Raw genomic sequence first — 21,542 nt, 5'->3', positions numbered from 1 at the left:
ATTTTTTTAATATTTTTGGCCATTAATTCAATTAATTAAAATTTCTTCAGAGCTATAACTAAATTATTAGTAATTTTTTAAAATGTTTTTAGCTGGGGAATTTGACTATTCCCCGTTTAATTGCTTGACTTGATGTTGGATGTAACTATTTTGATTAAATTATTCGTAAATTACCGTTAAAGATAGTAAATTCCGAATTTCTTCACGCACACTCATCAGAGTTTTACCGAGATGGTTTTGACCGCTTTTATTAGCACCACAGCCCCAAAAAGAATCGGTTGGGGAGTTTTCAACCAACATCTCATTACCTGTCTTCAAGAGAACTTCTCTGATATCAGCATGAGTGAGAAACTTTTTGAGTACAGCTTCTCGCATAATTTGAGTTTTAACCAAATCCCAGTCTCGACGGAGTTGGCGAGTGCTACATCTTCCCAAAGTCGCAGCTTCTTCTGGGGTCGCGGCAGCATGGATAAGAGGTATAATTGCCGCATCTGTGCTGCCTACAAACTTTTGTGCTTGATAATAATGCTCAACCGTCGGCCAGTAAGCACCATCAATGTGGATTCCGTGGAGAGAAAAATTAGAAAAACAGCCATAAGGCTGCCAAACCTTATAAAAGTAAATGGTCATTTGAAAATTGCTCTTTTATATATATCAATTTCAGGGTAACTGAAAGTTTAGGTTTCAAAACCCTTCATTTATATGAAGGGTTAGTAACATTACTCTGGGGGAGTAATTTTACACAACTTTTAGAACAGTAGGTTTACTACTTTACTCATTAGCTTTCCTGAGATGTGTTGTCCCCAATTCTTCTTCTCCCCAAGTCCTCTCTCCCAATACCCCATAATATAAGAAAGCGCTTCACACTTCTTAAATAATCAGCTTTATAGAACAATGGCAAGAGACTTGCGGGGATTCATCAAAATTTTGGAAGAAAAAGGACAATTACGGCGAATTTCAGCTTTAGTTGACCCAGACTTGGAAATTGCCGAGATTTCCAACCGAATGCTGCAAAAAGGTGGCCCAGGGTTGTTGTTTGAAAACGTCAAAGGCGCTTCCTTTCCGGTGGCGGTGAATTTGATGGGAACTGTGGAAAGGATTTGCTGGGCGATGAATATGCAGCATCCAGAGGAGTTGGAAACTCTGGGTAAAAAATTGAGTATGCTGCAACAGCCAAAACCACCGAAAAAGATTTCCCAGGCGATAGATTTTGGAAAAGTGCTGTTTGATGTGGTGAAGGCAAAACCAGGACGAGACTTTTTCCCCGCTTGTCAGCAAGTTGTGATTCAAGGTAATGATTTAGATTTAAATAAGTTGCCTTTGATACGTCCTTATATTGGTGATGCTGGCAAGATTATCACGCTGGGATTAGTAATTACCAAGGATTGTGAGACTGGTACTCCAAATGTAGGTGTGTATCGCTTACAACTACAATCTCAAAATACGATGACGGTTCACTGGTTATCGGTGCGGGGTGGGGCGAGGCATTTGCGAAAAGCGGCCGAACGTGGGAAAAAATTAGAAGTTGCGATCGCACTTGGTGTAGATCCTCTAATTATCATGGCAGCAGCTACACCTATACCTGTAGATTTATCAGAATGGCTGTTTGCAGGACTTTATGGCGGTTCCGGCGTGCAGTTGGCAAAATGTAAAACTGTAGATTTGGAAGTTCCCGCAGATTCCGAATTTGTCTTGGAAGGAACGATTACACCAGGCGAAGTTTTACCAGATGGGCCTTTTGGCGACCACATGGGTTATTACGGCGGCGTGGAAGATTCGCCGTTAATTCGCTTCGAGTGTATGACGCACCGGAAAAATCCGATTTACTTAACAACATTTAGCGGTCGTCCACCCAAAGAAGAAGCGATGATGGCGATCGCACTAAATCGCATTTATACGCCCATACTGCGGCAACAAGTATCAGAAATTGTCGATTTCTTTCTACCAATGGAAGCTTTGAGTTACAAAGCGGCGATTATTTCCATTGATAAAGCATATCCGGGACAAGCGCGACGGGCGGCTTTAGCGTTTTGGAGTGCTTTACCTCAATTTACATACACCAAATTTGTAATTGTGGTAGATAAAGACATAAATATTCGCGATCCCCGTCAAGTTGTCTGGGCAATTAGTTCCAAAGTTGACCCAGTACGGGATGTCTTTATTTTGCCGAATACACCTTTTGATACGTTAGATTTTGCCAGTGAGAAGATTGGCTTAGGTGGACGGATGGGAATTGATGCAACTACCAAGATTCCGCCGGAAATAAATCATGAATGGGGTTCGCCTTTGGAATCTGACCCAGATGTAGCGGCGATGGTAGAGAGACGATGGGCGGAGTATGGTTTAGCAGAGTTGCAGTTAGGAGAAGTAGACCCAAATTTGTTTGGCTATGATATGAAGTAACCTGTTATAAATCAATACAGTTTAGATAGAGCAACAAAACCCTTATGTAGAGACGCGATTTATCGCGTCTTGAAAGACAAATCATCTACACCAATAAGCATTAACTAAAACGTATTGTGTGATAGATAATGCAGTAATAGCACAGCAAAGCTATATCTTATGACAGATATCATTTAAACAAATGAAACCTGGTGTAATCAAATATCAAAATGAAAAAGCTGGAGAACACAGCCTGATATAAATATCTCTTTGATCGTCAGCAAAAGACCTTCTTCCATGAAGTATTCTTGTATTATCAATCATTAAAATATCGCCTTTTTGCCACGAAATTTCCGTAGTTATTTTTTCAGCAATTTCATTAAGTTCATATACTACCTCTTCAGGAATTTCAGAATTATCTTCAAAATTAAGAATCTTTGGGTTTAACTGCTTTGTAGGCAATAGACTATTAATAAATACCTGATATTTTCCACATCTGCTAGGGATAATAGCTGGAGAAATGTATTCAAGTAGAATCGATTTATCCTCATTTACTGTCAAATGTGTATTATTTTTCCGACACATTTCTTCTAGCTGATTCAAATCATCTGTTTGGTATTTTTTCTGCCAGTCATATTGAGATATCCAAACGTTAAATTTTAACTTCTTTTTGTTGAATAACTCTTTAGTTGAACTACTAATTTCATGAAAAAATTCTCTACCATCACACACCGTAGTTTCACCATCTTCTAATGGTGGATTAGCACAGAAAAACCACAGCATAAGTGGAATATTTTGCTGATAATACATTTCGCCGTGCAGCTTAATCTCAGATTTAAAATCATTGACGCTTAAAAGAGTCTCATCCCCATTAATTACTCTTCTACTGAATGCACCACCGGCATAATTTATAAAATCGATACTAAAGAGATTGGTAAATTCTTTGAAAATATCAACATCAACATCAAATCCTCTAAAAAGTAAGATTCCATGAAACTTAAATAAACTAATAATTTCTTCTTTGTCTAATTCTAAAATACTCACATTGTCGAGATTATTAATTTCTTGAACTATACTATTTGATATAGAATGTATTTTTTTATTCATATAACTTAATGAATATTTGTCGAAATTTGAACTTCTTGTTGGCGTTAACTACACTATATATTGACATCTTAATACTCAATGATGTTGTTGTGTTGCATTTATCCGTGTAGGCGTAGCCCGTCGTAGATCATCGCAAGACTAAATTTTGTAAAATTAAAGGTGTTATTACAGTACTAAAATCTCTTTAATAGAACTACGTTACAAAGTTAACCATAATTTGTTTATGTAGATTCGGAGATATCAATAAGACTCTAGCCTTTGGTACTGATGCCAAAAAGTTGAAGAAATGATGACAAAAAAAGTGAAAAATTCAGCATCAAAGTTAGCGATCGGATTGGCATTCAGTTGTATTAGTGTGATACTCAATACTAGTATAGCTAGTGAAATAAGTTTAGCGAAATCAAGTAATTCTCAAAAGTGCGATATTTTTGCCTACGTCACCGATACAGATTCGCAAGGGTTAAATGTGCGGAGTGGTGCAAGTACAAATAACGTAATTATAGGACAAATACCCATTAGCGAAACAGTTCATGTTATTAGTGCTGCTGGAAATTGGGTGCAGATTACTAATGTTAGCAATGGTTTTCAAGGAACTGGATGGGTATTTGTGCTAAAGTTAGGCTTAACAACGCGAGGCTACGGTACTAACGGCGTAGATTTCTATGCTAGTAGCAGTCAAAAAAGCCAAAAACTAAGAAGAATTCCTGCTAATACGGCTGTAAAATTGTTAGGCTGTCAGAGAGATTGGGCGCAGGTGGAATATCAAGGTGTTAAGGGTTGGTTGACGAGGGAAGAACAATGTGGTGCAGCCCTTACTAGTTGTTCTTAGAACCCTATCATAATCTGCAAGTAAAGAGTAGGGTATTTCATACGAAAAAATAAAAATTGCGATCGCAATATTACCTCGGTTTTTCCTTAACAATTGATACATATTGCTAGAAAATTAAAGAGTAATTTTTGACATGGTTATTCTCAGAACTCTGAGAATAACCATGTCACGGAATCACGAAGAATGTCTTGCCCTACTTGAGCAAATTCGCTGGAATGGAAAACCAAAGTGTCCATATTGTGAATCAAGCAACGCTACTGCATACAAGAATGAGCGTAGATATCACTGTAACGGATGCTTTACTTATACATTTCCAGTTTTGTTAAAGCCCTATTGAAGCTGGCGCCTGCATTTTCGATATCTTGGATAATTTCTGACAAGTCTAGTTTTTCTTGTATTTGAATTTTTGTTAAATGTTTCCTCAATTGAGAAGAAATTTTAGATCCTCTGTTTATACCCTCCCTCAAGGAATAAAATAAGTCTGTCGACATCTTCATATGCCTCCAAAATGAATGAAACTTTATTTCCAATATGATGCACAGTAAAATCAAAAATCAATACCGCTAACTGGGACACTGAAATTTTACTTGCTCATCTCAATCAAGGCTCAAATCAAAAGATTTTTTGCCTATTAGACTACAGCACGATCGCACTCTTCCAACTCCTCAAAACTCTGGCATAATCAGATATGTCCGCGTTTTTGTGAAGAATAAAATAAAATGTCGTATATTAGCAGCGTAGAAAGAAGGGCTATTGAAGAAGGAAGAAGAGAAGGACTCATTGAAAGTCTTGAAATCCGTTTATAACTAAAATTTGGTAGCGAAGGGTTAACAATGTTAACAGAGATTGTCCAAATACAGAACATAGAGATATTAAGCGCTATTCTCACCAGTATCAAAACTGTGAATAATCTAGAAGAACTTCGGCAAATCTATCAATAATTCACCACTTATACTTGACTATAAAAAGCAGCAATGTTTGAGAGAGGGTGCTATGTCTTCATACACGTGCTTTAACCCCATCTCACCCTCTGCTAATTTTAATAAATTAAGTTAACTTAAGAAGTATTACAAAATAATAAACAGTTTTTGAGGGAATATCACCCAAGCTAATCAAAAGCTTTACGCCGAATGGATATTTTAATAGAATAATCTCATCAAAAGATTCGCAGAAATATCAATGGACTGGATTACACTACTGCGATCGCTACAATCTGATTTTATTAAAAGGTTAGCATCTGGTTGTCTGCTTCATTGTGAAGCAGAAGGTCAATATAGTGAATTAACTATAATTTCTGGAGAGAGATTAAAGGCACTACGAGAATTTTGCTGGTTAATGGCTGAGAAATATAAGCGTGTTTTACCAGTGCGTGATGTTTTTCTTAGCTATCTCAAAGGTAAGTTGGGTGAGGAAGTTGTCAAAGAACGTTTAGCTGATTTTATTACCGAAGTCGATTATGAAAAGCGATTTGGCGGCGATGGTAATATAGATTTTACCTTGACTTCTGACCCATCTATTGGTATCGAGGTTAAATCTCGTCATGGTCGCATTGACAGAGTTAGATGGTCAATTAGTTCTGAAGAAGTTGAAAAAAATGCAGTTGTAGTGTGCATTTTAATTCAAGAAGATGTCAGTGAAGCACAATCTGAGTATCACCTTTTTTTGGCTGGCTTTCTCCCAACTAGGATGATTAAGTTGAAGACTGGTAAAATTTCTTTTGGAATAGAACAATTACTATATGGTGGTGGTTTATGGTGTTATCTAGAACAGCTACAATCTTCTATAAATAATTCTTCTCGGCAACAACCACCTATTTATAAATATCTTCCGAAACAAGAAATTTCATTTAAGCCAACTATTCATCAGGTGTTCAAATCTCCTTTTAAACCTGAATATAATGATGAAGATTTAAATCTACTTTATATAAAAAAGGGTGATGAATATGTCAGAAAAGGAGAATATACAAATGCTATTATTAATTATACTCAAGCCTTAGAACTTAATAATAATATTAGTTTATATTATAAACGAGGTTTAGCTCACTATCAAATAGGAGATTATGAAGCTGCGATCGCAGATTATTCTCAAGCAATCCAGATAAATATTCATGATGCTAAATCTTACAATCAACGAGGTTTAGCTCTCTATCAACTGGGGCGATTAGAGGAAGCAATTAATGATTATACTCAAGCTATTAGAATTAATCCTAATATTGCCGTAACCTATAAAAATCGGGCTGAAGCTCGTTCTCACGTTGGAGATAATCAAGGAGCAATTGAAGATTATACCCAAGCTATTAAAATTAATCCTCATTATGCTGATGCTTATAAAAACCGTGGGATTACTCGTTATTTATTAGGCTCTCAACCAGGATTTCCTCAAGCAATCAAGATTAATCCTCAAGATGCTATAGCTTATAAAAAACGTGGGAATGCTCGTTCAGATTTAGGAGATTTTCAGGGCGCAATTGAAGATTATACTCAAGCAATCCAGATTAATCCTAATTATGCTGATGCTTATTACAACCGTGGGAATGCTCGTTCAGATTTAGGAGATTTTGAGAGCGCAATTGAAGATTATACTCAGGCAATCCAGATTAATCCTAGTTATGCTGATGCTTATTATAATCGTGGGAATATTTGTTTAGAAATTGCAGATAAACAGAGAGCAATTGAAGATTTTCAAAAAGCGGCAGATATCTATCGTCAAGAAGGTAAGCTAGAAGCACTCAAAGATACACGAGAAATAATATTAGATTTAGAAATAGAAGAATCATTAGATATTTTAAACTTCTAGAAAAATACTATATAGGGAATGGGAAAGAAGTCTCTTTAAGTTGTGCTGAGTTTTTTCAAAAATCAAATACTAATCATATATAGTAATCCGATTTGATTCGGAGAATTACTCGTGAAAACCGGGGACTGGGGACTGGGAAGAAGGAATAAAAGTGTACTGAGTTTTTTCAAAAATCAAATATGAGTCCTATATTCAATTAACTTGTAAAAAGCTAAAGTTGTGTAATTAGAGCAACAATCAAAGTGGTTAGGACATCAACAGACGATAAAACTTAGACAAAAAAAGGCTTTTCACCCAGTTCCTAGTCCCTAGTCCCCGATCTTTACGAGTAATCAGGAATCAAATAGGATTGCTATATACATTTTTATGCCAAATTATTTATGTAACATCTCGTAAAAATATACTTATTTTTATCTCAGATGTTACAAAGCTAAACTTGCATGGGCATATTAAGAATGCTTATATTGCAAGAGAAAACAATGACAGCTACTTTATCTGGTTATCAACTCCTTGAAACCCTTCACTCCGGTAGTAAAACCGTCATTTATCGTGGACGGCGAGAAACCGATAATGTCTCTGTAGCGATCAAAACTCTTCTGTGCGAACATCCACCACTGGAAGATATTGCTCGACTGCGCCACGAATATCAAATCATTGAGTCACTGCGAATTCCTGGCATTGTTAAAGCCTACGAGTTAAAGAATTATCAGCATGGTTTGGCTTTGGTATTAGAAGATATTCCAGGTTGCTTGCTCAAAGAAATAATTGCGACTCAAAAAACTACCTTGATTACTTTTCTCAAGGTGGCAATTAATTTGGCGCACACTTTAGGAGAGCTACACGCCCAAAAAATTATACATAAAGATATTAAGCCGCACAATATTTTAATTAATCCCGAATCTGGGGAAGTCAAACTGATTGACTTCAGTATTTCCTCGCGTCTTGATCGAGAAAATCCTACTTTGAGCAATCCTAATTTGCTTGAAGGTACACTTGCCTATATGTCGCCTGAGCAAACAGGCAGAATGAACCGGGTGTGCGACTATCGCACCGACTTTTATTCGTTGGGTGTCACCTTGTATGAAATGCTAACTGGTACGCTGCCGTTTTATGCTAGTGACCCGATGGAGTTGATCCATTGTCACATCGCCAAAATGCCAGTCGCACCCTGTAGCGAAACCGTGTGTCGTGTTCTGGAAGATGTACCAGAGGCGATTAGTGCAATTATTTTGAAACTGTTAGCGAAAACAGCAGAGGAGCGGTATCAAAGCGCTTGGGGACTGAAAGCGGATTTAGAGGAATGCTTGTTTCAACTTCAAGTGATTGGCAAGATTGAAAACTTCGTACCAGGGAGACAAGATAAATCTGGGCATTTTTTGATTGGACAACAACTCTACGGACGCGAAGCAGAAGTAGCAACATTAATGACTGCATTTGAGCGTGTGGCAAGAGGTAGCAGCGAACTGATGCTCGTCTCTGGTTATTCGGGCATTGGCAAGACGAGTGTCGTCAATGAAGTTCATAAACCGATTGTCGGGGCAAGGGGTTATTTCATTGCAGGCAAGTTCGATCAATTCAAACGCAATATTCCATACACGTCATTGATTCAGGCGTTTCAATCTTTGAGTCAGCAATTACTCACCGAAAGCGCTGCCCAAATCCAAGGATGGAAAGAGAAACTGTTAACTGCGTTGGGAGAAAATGGGCAAGTCATTATTGATGTGATTCCCGAAATCGAACTGATTATTGGTACTCAACCACCTGTAACACAATTGGGAGCGACAGAATCTCAAAATCGTTTCAATCGCGTTTTTGGGCAATTCATTGGGGTATTTACGAACCAAGACCATCCCTTAGTTGTCTTTCTGGATGACTTGCAGTGGGCAGATTCGGCATCACTGAACTTAATTGAGCTATTGATGACCGATACTGAACGCAAATATTTATTGCTAATCGGGGCATACCGTGATAACGAAGTGTCGCCCACCCATCCATTGATGATGAGTTTGTCCAAAATTCAATCTTCTGGTGCGGTGGTGAATAACATCGTCTTGTCATCATTGCAGTTAACGGATGTGGAAGCGTTAATTGGCGATACATTGAATCACATAGAACACAGTCAGCCACTAGCAGAATTACTATTCCACAAAACCGGGGGGAACCCCTTCTTCTTAACACAACTGCTGAAAACCCTATATCAAGAAGACTTACTAACATACGACTTCCATTCAGGAGTATGGCAATGGAATATTCAACATATTCAAGCAATCGGCATTACTGACCTGAATGTTGTTGAACTGACAGCGAGAAATATTCGCAAACTGTCATTAGAAACGCAACAAGTTCTGAAACTGGCTGCTTGTATTGGTAATACTTTTAACTTGGATGTATTAGCGATCGTCAACGAAGTATCTTCTTTAACCACTGCGGCGCAATTGTGGTCAGCCCTGCAATCTGGGTTAATTCTGCCGTTAAATCAGGATTACAAAATTCCCTTAGTCTTTAGTCACGAAGATTCTGACGGAATTAATTTAACTGATGTCAAGGTTGATTACAAGTTTTTACATGACCGCGTACAGCAAGCGGCGTATTCTTTAATTCCCGACGATCGCAAGCAAGCAACGCATCTGAAAATTGGTCAATTACTACTACAAAATACGACGCCAGAAGAACGCAAAGAAAATATATTTGCTTTAGTTAATCAACTCAATTACGGTACTGATTTACTGATATCTGAAACAGAAAAATATCAACTTGCAGAACTAAATCTGATCGCAGGTCAAAGAGCAAAAGCAGCCACCGCGCACGATTCCGCCATCAAATATTTGCAAGTCGGTTTGGGATTGTTAGCAGAAGAAAGCTGGAAGTGTGAATATGAACTGACATTAACACTGCACTTAGAAGCGGCAGAGGCAGCTTTTTTGAGCGGTGATTTTGCAGAAATGCAGAGATTGTTTGAGATCGTCCAAAACCGTGCTGTGACGCTACTGGACAAAATTAAAGTGTATGAAGTCCTTCTTCAAGCTTATATGGCGCAGAACAGGTTACTAGAAGCGATTAACACAGCGCTACAAGTTTTAAAACAGTTAGGGGTAGAGTTTCCCCAAGAACCGAACGCGTCAGATATTGGGCAAGGTCTGGCGGACACTACGGCAATTTTGAGTGGAAGGCGAATTGAGGATTTAATTGACCTGCCTCAAATGAGCGATCGCTATAAATTAGCAGCCATTAGACTTTTGTCAAGTATCTTTGCTCCTGCATATATTGTTGCTCCGGCACTGTTGCCCTTGACGGTGTGCAAACAAGTACAATTATCCGTCGAATATGGTAATGCTGCCGTTTCTCCCTTTGCTTATGCCAATTATGGTTTTCTTCTGTGTGCCATTGTGGGAGATATTGATTCAGGTTATAAATTTGGTCAGTTGGCTTTAAATCTAGTGTCAAAGTTAAATGCTCAAGAAATCAAAGCCAAGACAGTTTTCATCGTAAATCTATTTATCCGACATTGGAAAGAGCATCTGAGAGAAGCCTTAGAGCCTTTGCTGTCAGGTTACTCTAGCGGAATGGAGACAGGAGATTTAGAATATGCAGGCTATAGTCTATTCCAGTACTCCTGTTTAGCTTACTTTAGCGGTAAAGAACTAACTGTTCTTGAAAGAGAAATAGCAAGAAACAGAGATGCTATTCATAAAATTAAGCAAAAAACAGCGCTTAATTATATAGAAATTTATTGGCAGGCTACCTTAAATCTACTGGGAAAAAGTGAAAATCCCTGCCTGCTCAAGGGTGAAGCCTGCGATGAACAGATCAAGTTGCCACTGCACCAGCAAGCAAACGACAACGGGGGAGTTGGCTACATATATTTGAACAAATTTTTGCTTTGTTATTGGTTTGAAAATTACTCAGAAGCGATTGAGAATCTCGCTATAGCCCAGAAGTATTTAGATGTAGTGGTAGGAATGCCCTTTGTTCCGGTATTCCATTTTTACGATTCTTTGATATGGTTAGCAGTGTATTCTGATACTCCACAGTCAGAGCAACAGGGCATTCTTGACAGAGTACAAGCTAATCAAGAAAAAATCCAAAAATGGGCGGATTATGCCCCAATGAATCATTTACACAAATTCTATTTGGTAGAGGCAGAACGGCATCGAGTTTTAGGCGAAAAAATCGAAGCGATCGAGATGTACGACAAGGCGATCGCACTTGCTAAAGAAAACGAGTATATCAACGAAGAAGCGATCGCTCACGAACTCGCCGCCAAATTTTATCTGTCATGGGGTAAAGAAACTATTGCCCAAATATACATGACAAATGCTTACTACGCCTACAGCCATTGGGGTGCTGTTGCTAAAGTCAAAGATTTAGAAACACGCTATCCGCAATTAATTTTGCGGTCAAACACAGAAAAAATCGAAACGAATTACCTACACACAATTCAAACAAGCTCTACGACTAGTGGAGGCGCTCACATTCTTGACTTCATGACAGTGATGAAAGCTGCACAAGTGCTGTCAGAAGAAATGGTGCTAACTCAGCTGCTCGAAAAATTGATGAAGATTGTCGTCGAAAATGCTGGCGCTCAACAAGGTTATTTTATTGCCAAGCACGAGAATCAATGGATGTTAGAAGCGACGGGAATAGTTATAGGTAAGGAGGTTAGCGTTGTTGTTAACACAGAGGATAAAACTAATTCACCCTTACTCCCGGTTGCCTTATGCAACTATGTGGAAAGAACTAGAAATAATCTGGTTTTAGACAATGCTGTTAAAGATTCCCGTTTTGTGACTGATGCTTATATCACCACTTACCAATCCAAGTCAATTTTGTGTTTGCCGCTAATTCACTCTGGCAAGTTTACTGGGATTATTTACCTGGAAAATAATCTTATTTCTGGTGCTTTTACTCCAGAACGGGTGAATGTGCTGAGTCTGTTGATCGCACAAATTTCGATTGCGATCGACAACGCCCGTCTTTACACTAACCTGCAAGCTTACTCAGAACAACTGGAGGCTAAATCACAAGAACTCGAAACTAAAAATGAAGCTTTGCAAGCATCCGAAACGCGAGAGCGAGAAAAAGCCGAACAAATCGAAAAATCTCTGTATAAACTACAACAAACCCAGGCTCATCTTGTGCAAACTGAGAAAATGTCGAGCTTGGGGCAACTGGTAGCTGGGGTTGCTCACGAAATCAACAATCCAGTCAATTTTATCTTTGGCAATCTGACCCATGCCAACAGTTACACCCAAGAGGTGCTAAGACTGCTGGAACTTTATCAGCAGCATTACCCATCTCCCCATCCAGAGATTCAGTCAGAAGCAGAGGCGATCGATCTAGAATTCGTGCTAGAAGACCTGCCGAAGCTACTGTCTTCTATGTGGGTTGGGGCAGACCGGATTCGGCAAATTGTCGCTTCTCTGCGAACTTTCTCACGCATGGACGAAGCCGAAATTAAAGCTGTTAATATTCATGAGGGCATTGACAGTACCATAATGATTCTCCAACATCGCCTCAAAGCCAAGTCAGATCGTCCCGGTATTGAGCTTATTAAACATTACGGTAATTTGCCCCAAGTGGAATGCTATGCAGGGCAGCTAAATCAAGTATTTATGAATGTGTTGAGTAATGCGATCGATGCTTTGGAAGAGTCATTAACGGACAATCAAAGACAAATTACAACTCCAACCATTACTATTCACACTGAGCAAATTAATGCCGATCAAGTCGAAATTCGGATTGCAGACAATGGGATGAGTATACCAGAGCCTATTCGCCGTCGCCTGTTCGATCCTTTCTTCACCACAAAACCTGTGGGTAAAGGAACAGGTATGGGCTTGTCGATTAGCTACCAAATCGTTACCGAAAAACATGGTGGTTCACTCTCTTGCACTTCAGAACCGGGCGAAGGAGCGGAGTTTCAAATCCGTATTCCAGTTTGCCAGCAAGTTATACCATTTTAGATTTTGGATTTTAGATTTTGGATTGGAAATTGCCTTGGTGCGTCTGACTTGGTGTGAATCCATCTATCGCAATCATTTTTCAAAATGGTATTAGTAATAATGCTCTGAGGAGCGATTTCTCGCACTGAATTTTGAGTAGTTGCGATCGCTCCCTCGCCATCTCACAACCCCAAATTTCAGATTAGCTTTTGAAAAGGATGTCATAAAGTGACAGCAGAATCTCTACCACAATCAGAATCACCACATACCACTCTACTCGCTGACTACTGCTATGCTGCATGAACTCCAGCACCGTTTGAGCGGTTTGGGCAATTAGCTCTAGTTTACGTTCCAGAGCATGGTGACGCTCGCGAATTTCATATTCATCCTCCAAGCGCAGATATAAGTTTTCTAGCTGGGGAGATTCCCAGAGCAACTCCGGCTTATCGATAATTTCTACTTGACCTACAATCTTATGTTGAACTAATAGGGTAGTTCCTAGTTGACGCAGTAATTCCCGGCTTTGTTGTCTACTTCTGTTTTCACGCTGGAGACTAGCTGCAAACGGTTCAATTTGATCGAATACAGTCGCTAGGCTGGTTTCATAGTGAGACAACACAACACTCTTGGCGAGAATATCAGCCACTATCTGCAAGCGTTCTATACTTAATTCATGCAGTAAAATTTTTCCTTCCTTGGCTCGTTCACTCTCATTAATGCTGAGATGAACTTCCACCTCTTCTGTTTCCGGGTCGGCAAAAGGGCCGCTAATTTGAGAAGATAGTTTGGTCAAAAAAGCTACCTTTTCTCCAGGATCAAGGTTAAACAGGACAACTGCACCATAGGCTAGCAATACTGCGTAGCCTTCTTCACCGACTCTAATTATTAATGGCATACTCGCCAAGGAAACGTAATTATCTAGCGTCTGTAAGTTAATACCTTTACCAAGGAATAGGGCCTGCGCTCTAAATCTATCTTTGTCATTAAAAAGGAGTTTTTGCATTATTGCCCAAAAGCTATATTCTGTCTGCTTTACTGCTCTGGTAACGATAGTAATTGATGCCTGTTGGCGGAGATAACTACAATTTCAGCTTACCATTTCGTCTTTCCCCTACAGCCTACACCCTGTTTTTGATACTTTTGCGCTCGAAATAAATTACAGCGCTTTTCAAGTAAGGGAATTACATTACTCGTCACTCCCCCCAAAATTGTTAGAGTGAATAAAGTTATGAGGACGCAAATATGACTGACAAAAATCGTTCTCAATGGGACTTAGGCAGGTTTATCGAAACCCTGACTTACTTTGAGGTGATTCCTTTCCTTAACTGGGTACAGCAATTAATCCAAGGTCGTCCTAAGGATAATCAATATAAACCCAATGGAGGAAGAAATGTGGGTGTAATATTAGTAGCAGGTGCAACAGGTGGTGTCGGTAAACGAGTCGTGCAGCGATCGCTCCAACAAGGTTATAAAGTTCGCGCTCTAGTTCGAGATATCGACAAAGCGCGGTCAATTCTTGGTCATGATATCGATTTAGTAGTTGCAGATATTACGCAACCAGAAACTTTAACTCCTTTAGTTCTTTCTGATATCCAAACTGTAATTTGTTGCACAGCAGTACGCGTACAACCAGTTGAGGGAGACACAGCAGATAGAGCTAAATATTATCAAGGTGTTAAATTTTACCAACCAGAAATTGTTGGCGACACTCCCGAAAATGTAGAATATCAAGGAGTCAAAAACTTAGTTGAAGCGACAGCAAAATATTTACCTCAAGCAAACGAACAACTAATATTTGATTTCATCAAGCCATCAGCAGAATTAAAGGATAACTGGGGAGCGTTGGATGATGTCGTTATGGGTGGCGTGAGTGCCAGTAATATCCAATTATTAGAAAATACAGCTTTATTTGCGGGTAATGTTTCCACCGCTAACTCTGGCGGATTTGCTTCTGTCAGAACGAAAAATTTTAATCCACCTTTCAATTTATCTAGTTATGAAGGCGTGAAATTGCGTGTTAAAGGTGATGGTCAACGTTATAAAATCTTTCTGCGGACAGATACAACATGGGATGGTGTTGGCTACAGCTATTCTTTTGACACCGTAGCTAATACCTGGATAGATGTTGATATTCCCTTTGCAGATTTGATTCCGGTCTTTCGGGCAAAAACTGTCAAAGATGCGCCGCCAATTGAGCAAAGTAGAATTTGCTCATTTCAACTGATGTTGAGCAAATTTGAACATGATAGCGCTTTAAATCCGAAATTTTCCCCAGGTAGTTTTACTTTCCAGATGGAATCAATTAAAGCTTATGGGGGGGCAACTTTACCACAATTTATCCTCGTCAGTTCAGCAGGTGTCACTCGTCCCGGTCGCCCTGGCATTAATTTAGATGAAGAACCGCCAGCAGTGAAATTAAATGACCAATTGGGAGGAATTTTAACTTGGAAGTTGAAGGGAGAAGATAGTTTAAGAGAAAGCGGAATTCCTTATACAATTATTAGACCTTGTGCCTTAACTGAAGACCCAGGAGGTAAGGAATTAATATTTGAGCAAGGTGATAATATTAGAGGCAAAATCAGTCGTGAGGATGTAGCAGAACTTTGCGTACAAGCGTTAAAAATAGGAAAAGCGTCTAACGTCACATTTGAGGTTAAGCAGGGAGAAAATACTGTCAACTCCATCGATTGGCAGAGTTTATTTTCTAACTTACAACCAGATAAGAGATGAATATCCACAGACTTTTAGTCTGTAAATTATCTCAACAAAGTTTGTTTAGATAGGCTGCGATCGCAAGTCAGCTATTGGTATGAAAAAAATCAAGGTGCTAGTAATCGCCGGGATTTTAGCAACAATTATCTGGGGCAGTTTTTTTTCTCAAACTGCCTCATCGCAGCAAGTAGAGTCCCGCATCTACAATCTGGAAGCGGATTTGAATCGTGTTGAGTCGCGGTTAAATCAGCTAGAGTCTCAGCTAGGTAGAACTCGCCAGTCTCCATCTTCAAGAACAACACTTACCCCACGACAGTCAACTGGTTCTAGAAGGAACTTATCACAGCAAGATCCGATGTTCGATCGGCTTGCAACTTTGGTGATTGAATTGAAGCAACAAGTTAATAAATTAGAGGAGCGAGTTGCTAAATTAGAATCACGTTAAATATTTAATCAAATTTTAAAAGGCTAGTACTGCAAGGCGGAATTAAAAATTAAAAATTAAGGTGAGAGACGCGATGAATCGCCGTCTCTACAATAATCAGTTTTTCGTGTTGACGTTTCACCGAAGTGTATTGAGCTATTTTTTGACAATTTTCACCTGCAATTCTTGTAAAAGTTCAGTGCTAATGGGTGATGTTGCTAGAATTGGATGTTTAATACCTCCCCAAATACTTCCAGTGCGGATACGATGGGAAACTAATATTTCAGGAATTTGACTAGAGATTAAAACTTGTGGTGGTGCGAGTTGACCGATGGCTCTCGCTCTCTGGTAATGATATGATTCTGATAGAGCCAGCTCCAGTTTTTGAGCGATAATTTCTGGGGTTTGTGTTGCCGAATCTAATAATAAAATATAGTGCGGAGGATCGGTAATTGGCATCAAACTTTTAAAATTAGTTTCTTGCAAGTTCAAGAGAGTTAGAGCATTATTTACAAAGGTTTCTTGCAACTTTTCGCCCACCAAATCGCTAACGGCTTGATGTCGTCCGAGAAACTTTAAACAGGGAGTGTGGCGATAGTAATGAGTTACCCGGATGCGATCGCCAATTCGATAACGATACAAACCCCCTTTTTGAGATAAAATAATCGTGTATTCCTTGCCAATGTTGAGTTCATGTAAACCATATAGCGAACCAGTATCGTCCTCGAACTCGAAAAATACTTCATCGAGAATCGGCACACATCCCCCAGCGACAATCAAGGGAATCGTTATTGGGGCTTCGGTTGCTAGCAGTCCTTTTCCTTGAACTAATACGCCTGGAAATTTTAATCTTAATCCTTGCGCTTGATCTGCTGCATTGGCGCTATCCCAACAAGAAATCAGCTTCAAATTTGGCCAGAGTTGCATCCAGGGAATATTACTTTCGCTAAGGAGTTGCAACCGATGATGTGAAATTCGGTTGTGTAATTCTCCTCGTAATAAATCTTGATTTTCTTGAATATATTTTAAATGTACTTGTAGAAAACTAGGACTCCAAATAGAGATAATTTCTAGTTTTTCAGCCTCTAATAATGCTAAAGCCAGTTGATGTTTAAATAAGTTCGCATCATGTAGCCGATTAAGTTTTTTTGGCATCACCAACCAAGGACGCAAAAACCAACGCAACCAGCCATCTAAGTAATCTAAATCATCTTGTAAAGTTTGGCTATCAGCTACATTTAATTGCGGCGAGATACAAGCATAAAGTTTACCTGTGGAAAATTTCGGCCCATGTACAATCAGATCGTGTGCCCATACACAGAACATTTGATTAAACGATCGCCGCAAAGATTGAGTATAAGGAATCCATTTTACTGCTCCACTACTACCAGAGGTTTTTTCGTAGAACAAAATGGGTTCTGGTGTCAGGGAAATTTGCTGTTGTTTTTGATTTAAGTAAGGTTCGAGTGTATCATAATCTACAATTGGTACACGCTGCCAATCGTCTACAGAATGAATTTCCAAAGTTTTACCATACTCACTTTTGATTAGGCGATCGCAAATTTCCTTTTGTACAGATGTCTGCATTAACTCTGGGTTATCTAAAGCTTGATGAAATCGTCTCGCCGTTGGTGCGAGAATTTGCCCAAAAAGCTGAATAATCGGACGCATTATTGCACCTTTTGATTAGGATAAAGGTTACTGGCTGCTGGTAAATAAGAACCATCAGCAATGACTACACCAGCAGCAAGATTAGATCCGGCCCCCACAAAAACATTGCTGCCAATCTTGACTTTTTTGACATACAACATTAAATTTTGCTTACGGGGTTTAATGATGTGAGAATAGATACCGACACGATGCCCGATAACGACGCGATCGCCAATTTCTAATAAGCTGCGATCGGCAATTTCTAAACTTGGTGTCCAGTATACATCTCGTCCCACTTTAGCACCCCATAATCGCAACCAACAGGAAAATACCCCTGGAATCAACCGCAGCACTGCTTCCAACACTGGAATTGCAATAAAAATTACTTGGATTTGATGACTACCCCACCAGGAATTATATTCTTTATTTTGTAGATAACTAATACCTTCCCGCACAGGATAAACCCATTCATGCAAGCGGTAGACTAGCACTGGTAGCCCATAAATAGACAGGAACACCCCCAGAATGCTGAAGATGTTGGGTGAATAGGCGAGATAGACTATTGCTGCCCCAGTTAGCAATAATACAAAGGCGGGAAAAAACAACAGAATTTTACTTATAACAGTCATAAAAATGGGAATAAAAGTTTTTGGAACAAGTTTAATGAGCTAGGAATTCCGATTGTAGATGGCATTTTTTTGCTTTCATAATATGTCCCATGTAACTTATCCCAAATTTTTAGATTAGCCCCATAGTTATAATTGTGGATTTCACAGCAATGATGCCAAGCATGATCCTGTGGCAAGATTAACCAAGAAGATAAAAATTGATAAAACCAGCTATTTTCAGGAATTATTAAGCGGCTATGTCGCCATAAATCTAAGGCAGAAGTTAGACTGACTCCAAGTACATAACCTGTAGGATCGGCTAAAAGATACAAAAATAAAGTGTGTATCCATAAATAAATAATTAACAAACTTGTCCAAAGTGTGTTACGAGATGTTCCTAATACATCCATCTGAGTAACAGTATGATGAACTTGATGAACTTTCCACAATAGTTTGGTATGTAATAAACGATGATTCCAATAATATAAATAATCAACTACAACAAAACCGATCGGGAAACTCGTAATTAATGATAATTTTAAATCTCCTTGCTGAGTTGGTAATAAATGTTGATAAAGCCAATAAACTAAAGTAGCTTGTAGTAAAGGAATCAAAATTCCTTGAATTATTAGCCCTGTACCATCTAGCAACCAATCTTCATGGCTTTTAACTTTAAGTTGAGTTCTGCCAATTTGATTGCTAATAGTCCAACCAACTAATCCGAGAAAAGAGCCAAAAATTAGTAGTTGGGAAAAAGTTTGTATTTCCACTTTTAATTACTCACACTGATATTAAACTTCTTGGCATTTGTCAGGGTAAAGATGAAGGAGAAAAGGGTAAAAAAACTCAAAATCCTTCCCCTTTAACCTTTACCCTTTTCCCTAAGAGTGGAAAAATATATTCTGACTGGTTCCCACCCTAGAGGCTGGGAACTCATTCTTGGAGGCTCCGCCTCCAGTAGCTTGACAAGAGGCAGAAGCCCACTTTAAATATATTCTCAGCCTCCAAACTGGGAACAAGACAACAGAAAAAGTCAGTTAGAGCATGGTTTTCGGGGTTTTAATGTATTGCCTCATTTTAGAAAATTGGTGTTACTCATGCTCAGACGCAAAAGCCGCCGAAAAATTTCCTCAGTAGCGATGCTTGTGCTTGTTATATGCTTTACTCTGGTAGGTGTGCGTTCATTTGGGCAAACAATTATGACATCAGCACCCCAACTGCTCACCGATCCATTTTTGCAACTACCAACTGCAACTTCAGTGCAAGTAGTTTGGTTTACTGAATTTGCTGGTGTTAATCACACAGTAACCTACGGGGAAAATTTCAAACAAACTGCTAGGGCAAGTACTACCAAACTCAGTCGCACGCGTGAAGACCAACAATCAAGAGTTGCAAACCAAACCCAAGACGGACAAGTTTATCAAAAACCCGTCCAGCGCGACATTTGGCGACATGAGGCTGAGGTAAATGGGTTAACTCCTGATGTACGAGTAGACTATCGGATTACGAGTATACGAGAAGACGACGAGAGTGTTAGCAGTGATGTTTTCAGCCTTGCCGCTACTCCCAAATCAGATACACCACTAAAAATTCTACTGACCTCAGATCATCAATTAAAACCGATGACAGCGGCAAATCTGCAAAAGGTGGTAGAAACAGTGGGGCGAGTTGATGGCGTGTGGTTTGCTGGTGATTTGGTCAATGTTAGCGATCGCGCCTCAGAATGGTTTGATGATAATGCTGGTGGTGCGTTGTTTCCCGGTTTGCAAGGTCATGCTAAATATGAAATGACGCATGATGGTGTTAAAACAATCTACACTGGCGGACAAATAATTCAACACGCACCCATGTTTACTTGCATTGGCAATCATGAGGTGATGGGGCGGTTTGCTAGGGCAGGGAGTTTAAATGATGAATTTGATGATACAATTCCCCGTGCCGTTGCTCAAAGAATCTACTCAGATAAATCTTTAATCGATAATTCTTTTAATACTAATACCTATGAAGAGATTTTCTCTTTACCAAAAAGTAAAGAGGGTGGAAAAAGGTATTATGCAGTTAGTTTTGGCGATACGCGTTTGGTGGTACTTTACATTACGAATATGTGGCGGACTCCCAAATTAGATGGAAAGTTTAAGGGTAGATATCGAGAAGCTGAAAAGGATTTAAATAATCCTGAAAATTGGGGTTATGGACAGGTAATTTATGAGCCAATTGCTAAAGGCAGCAAGCAATATAATTGGCTAGAGTCGGAACTTAACAGCCCTGAGTTTCAACAAGCAAAATACAAAGTTGTGATGTTCCATCACCCACCCCATACTTTGGGTGATAATATAGTTCCTGCTTATACAGAACCAGTACAGATAATTGAACGGGATGGCGGCAATATTAAAGCAGTGCGTTATGAGTACCCCAAAGACGCAGATTATATCATTCGCGATGTTATTCCTTTATTAGAAGCGGCTAATGTGCAATTGGTATTCTATGGGCATTCCCATTTATGGAACCGCTTTGTTAGTTCCAGTGGAATGCACTTTCTAGAAACATCTAATGTGGGTAATAGTTACGGTGCTGCTTGGGGTGATAGAAAACGAGAAGTACCAGTTGGATATCAAGAGGATTATGTTAAGCTTGGCGATCCCAATGGGTTAGAACCGATAGTGCCAACAATTGCCCCCTTGCTGGGTGAAGATGGCAAGCCGATGCCTTATATTGCGAGTAATGATATTACGGTTTTTAGTATCTTTGATACGGGGGCAGGTACGATAAGTAGTTATCGTTTTGATACTCGCAAGCCTGATTCGGAAGTATTAAAGTTTGACGAATTTAAGTTGAAATACTAGGGCAGCACATATATTATAGCTGTCAACCCCTTTTGGTGCATCCCCTATGCGTAGCTTGCTTAACAGCAGGGGTACGGGGAATTCAAAATTCTTTCATTCAAAATTAAGCTAAAAATATTTTAATTTGCATCCTTCAAAAAATAAATAGACCTCTTGCAAAAATCCTTGAATCACCCCTCCCCAACCCTCCTTTCAAGGGCTTGTCATTACCAACATCTTTTAAAGTGAGGTAGGGATGTAATAGAGTCA

At 39.2% G+C, this 21,542-nt stretch carries 14 protein-coding genes; 8 read left to right on the top strand and 6 right to left on the bottom strand.

The window, feature by feature from the left end; translation table 11 throughout:
• Positions 1 to 159: 159 nt before the first annotated feature.
• Entirely contained in the window at positions 160 to 630 is a 471-nt protein-coding gene (locus tag RM368_RS20745) for an N-glycosidase (RefSeq protein WP_322695780.1), read from the bottom strand.
• Positions 631 to 894: 264 nt separating this feature from the next.
• Between RM368_RS20745 and RM368_RS20740 the strand changes: the two genes are divergently transcribed.
• Entirely contained in the window at positions 895 to 2,403 is a 1,509-nt protein-coding gene (locus RM368_RS20740) for a UbiD family decarboxylase (protein WP_322695779.1), read from the top strand.
• A 204-nt stretch (positions 2,404 to 2,607) separates the two neighbouring features.
• Here the strand turns inward: RM368_RS20740 and RM368_RS20735 are convergent, their stop codons facing one another.
• On the bottom strand, positions 2,608 to 3,489 hold the full coding sequence (locus tag RM368_RS20735; RefSeq protein ID WP_322695778.1) for a TauD/TfdA family dioxygenase: 882 nt from the start codon (positions 3,487 to 3,489) through the stop codon (positions 2,608 to 2,610).
• Positions 3,490 to 3,778: 289 nt separating this feature from the next.
• Here RM368_RS20735 and RM368_RS20730 point away from each other — a divergent pair, with 289 nt between their 5' ends.
• The 4 genes from RM368_RS20730 (at position 3,779) to RM368_RS20720 (ending at position 13,077) form a co-directional block, all read left to right on the top strand.
• Positions 3,779 to 4,318 carry an SH3 domain-containing protein gene (locus tag RM368_RS20730; protein ID WP_322695812.1) on the top strand — a complete coding sequence of 180 codons (540 nt, stop codon included), beginning with the start codon at positions 3,779 to 3,781 and terminating at the stop codon, positions 4,316 to 4,318.
• 133 nt (positions 4,319 to 4,451) lie between these two features.
• Positions 4,452 to 4,655, top strand: coding sequence for a transposase (locus RM368_RS38810; RefSeq protein ID WP_416212247.1), 204 nt, complete (start codon positions 4,452 to 4,454; stop codon positions 4,653 to 4,655).
• An 842-nt stretch (positions 4,656 to 5,497) separates the two neighbouring features.
• Positions 5,498 to 7,114, top strand: coding sequence for a tetratricopeptide repeat protein (locus tag RM368_RS20725; protein ID WP_322695777.1), 1,617 nt, complete (start codon positions 5,498 to 5,500; stop codon positions 7,112 to 7,114).
• Between the two features lie 479 nt (positions 7,115 to 7,593).
• Complete coding sequence (locus tag RM368_RS20720) at positions 7,594 to 13,077, top strand: AAA family ATPase (protein ID WP_322695776.1); 5,484 nt, start codon at positions 7,594 to 7,596, stop codon at positions 13,075 to 13,077.
• Between the two features lie 181 nt (positions 13,078 to 13,258).
• Here the strand turns inward: RM368_RS20720 and RM368_RS20715 are convergent, their stop codons facing one another.
• On the bottom strand, positions 13,259 to 14,059 hold the full coding sequence (locus RM368_RS20715; RefSeq protein WP_322695775.1) for an RMD1 family protein: 801 nt from the start codon (positions 14,057 to 14,059) through the stop codon (positions 13,259 to 13,261).
• A gap of 239 nt (positions 14,060 to 14,298) precedes the next feature.
• Here RM368_RS20715 and RM368_RS20710 point away from each other — a divergent pair, with 239 nt between their 5' ends.
• Positions 14,299 to 15,786 carry a CIA30 family protein gene (locus RM368_RS20710; RefSeq protein WP_322695774.1) on the top strand — a complete coding sequence of 496 codons (1,488 nt, stop codon included), beginning with the start codon at positions 14,299 to 14,301 and terminating at the stop codon, positions 15,784 to 15,786.
• A 79-nt stretch (positions 15,787 to 15,865) separates the two neighbouring features.
• Positions 15,866 to 16,213, top strand: coding sequence for a hypothetical protein (locus RM368_RS20705; protein ID WP_322695773.1), 348 nt, complete (start codon positions 15,866 to 15,868; stop codon positions 16,211 to 16,213).
• A 135-nt stretch (positions 16,214 to 16,348) separates the two neighbouring features.
• On the opposite strand, the gene RM368_RS20700 is transcribed toward RM368_RS20705, so the two are convergent.
• The 3 genes from RM368_RS20700 to RM368_RS20690 are packed head-to-tail and all read right to left on the bottom strand — an operon-like array spanning position 16,349 to position 19,220.
• Positions 16,349 to 17,863 carry a GH3 family domain-containing protein gene (locus tag RM368_RS20700; RefSeq protein WP_322695772.1) on the bottom strand — a complete coding sequence of 505 codons (1,515 nt, stop codon included), beginning with the start codon at positions 17,861 to 17,863 and terminating at the stop codon, positions 16,349 to 16,351.
• Entirely contained in the window at positions 17,863 to 18,471 is a 609-nt protein-coding gene (locus tag RM368_RS20695; protein ID WP_322695771.1) for an acyl transferase, read from the bottom strand. Before RM368_RS20695 ends, RM368_RS20700 begins: the two co-directional genes overlap by 1 nt.
• The gene (locus RM368_RS20690) at positions 18,468 to 19,220 is read right to left on the bottom strand and encodes a sterol desaturase family protein (protein WP_322695770.1); all 753 of its coding nucleotides are present in this window, start codon (positions 19,218 to 19,220) and stop codon (positions 18,468 to 18,470) included. Before RM368_RS20690 ends, RM368_RS20695 begins: the two co-directional genes overlap by 4 nt.
• 429 nt (positions 19,221 to 19,649) lie before the next feature.
• On the opposite strand from RM368_RS20690, the gene RM368_RS20685 reads away from it, so the two are divergent.
• Entirely contained in the window at positions 19,650 to 21,293 is a 1,644-nt protein-coding gene (locus tag RM368_RS20685) for a metallophosphoesterase family protein (protein ID WP_322695769.1), read from the top strand.
• Positions 21,294 to 21,542 lie beyond the last annotated feature (249 nt).

The sequence above is a fragment of the Nostoc sp. DedSLP03 genome (assembly GCF_034530815.1).
Classification (GTDB): Bacteria; Cyanobacteriota; Cyanobacteriia; order Cyanobacteriales; family Nostocaceae; genus Nostoc.
Note: the sequence above shows the minus strand (reverse complement) of the source record. Positions and strands in the feature narration are given on the sequence as shown.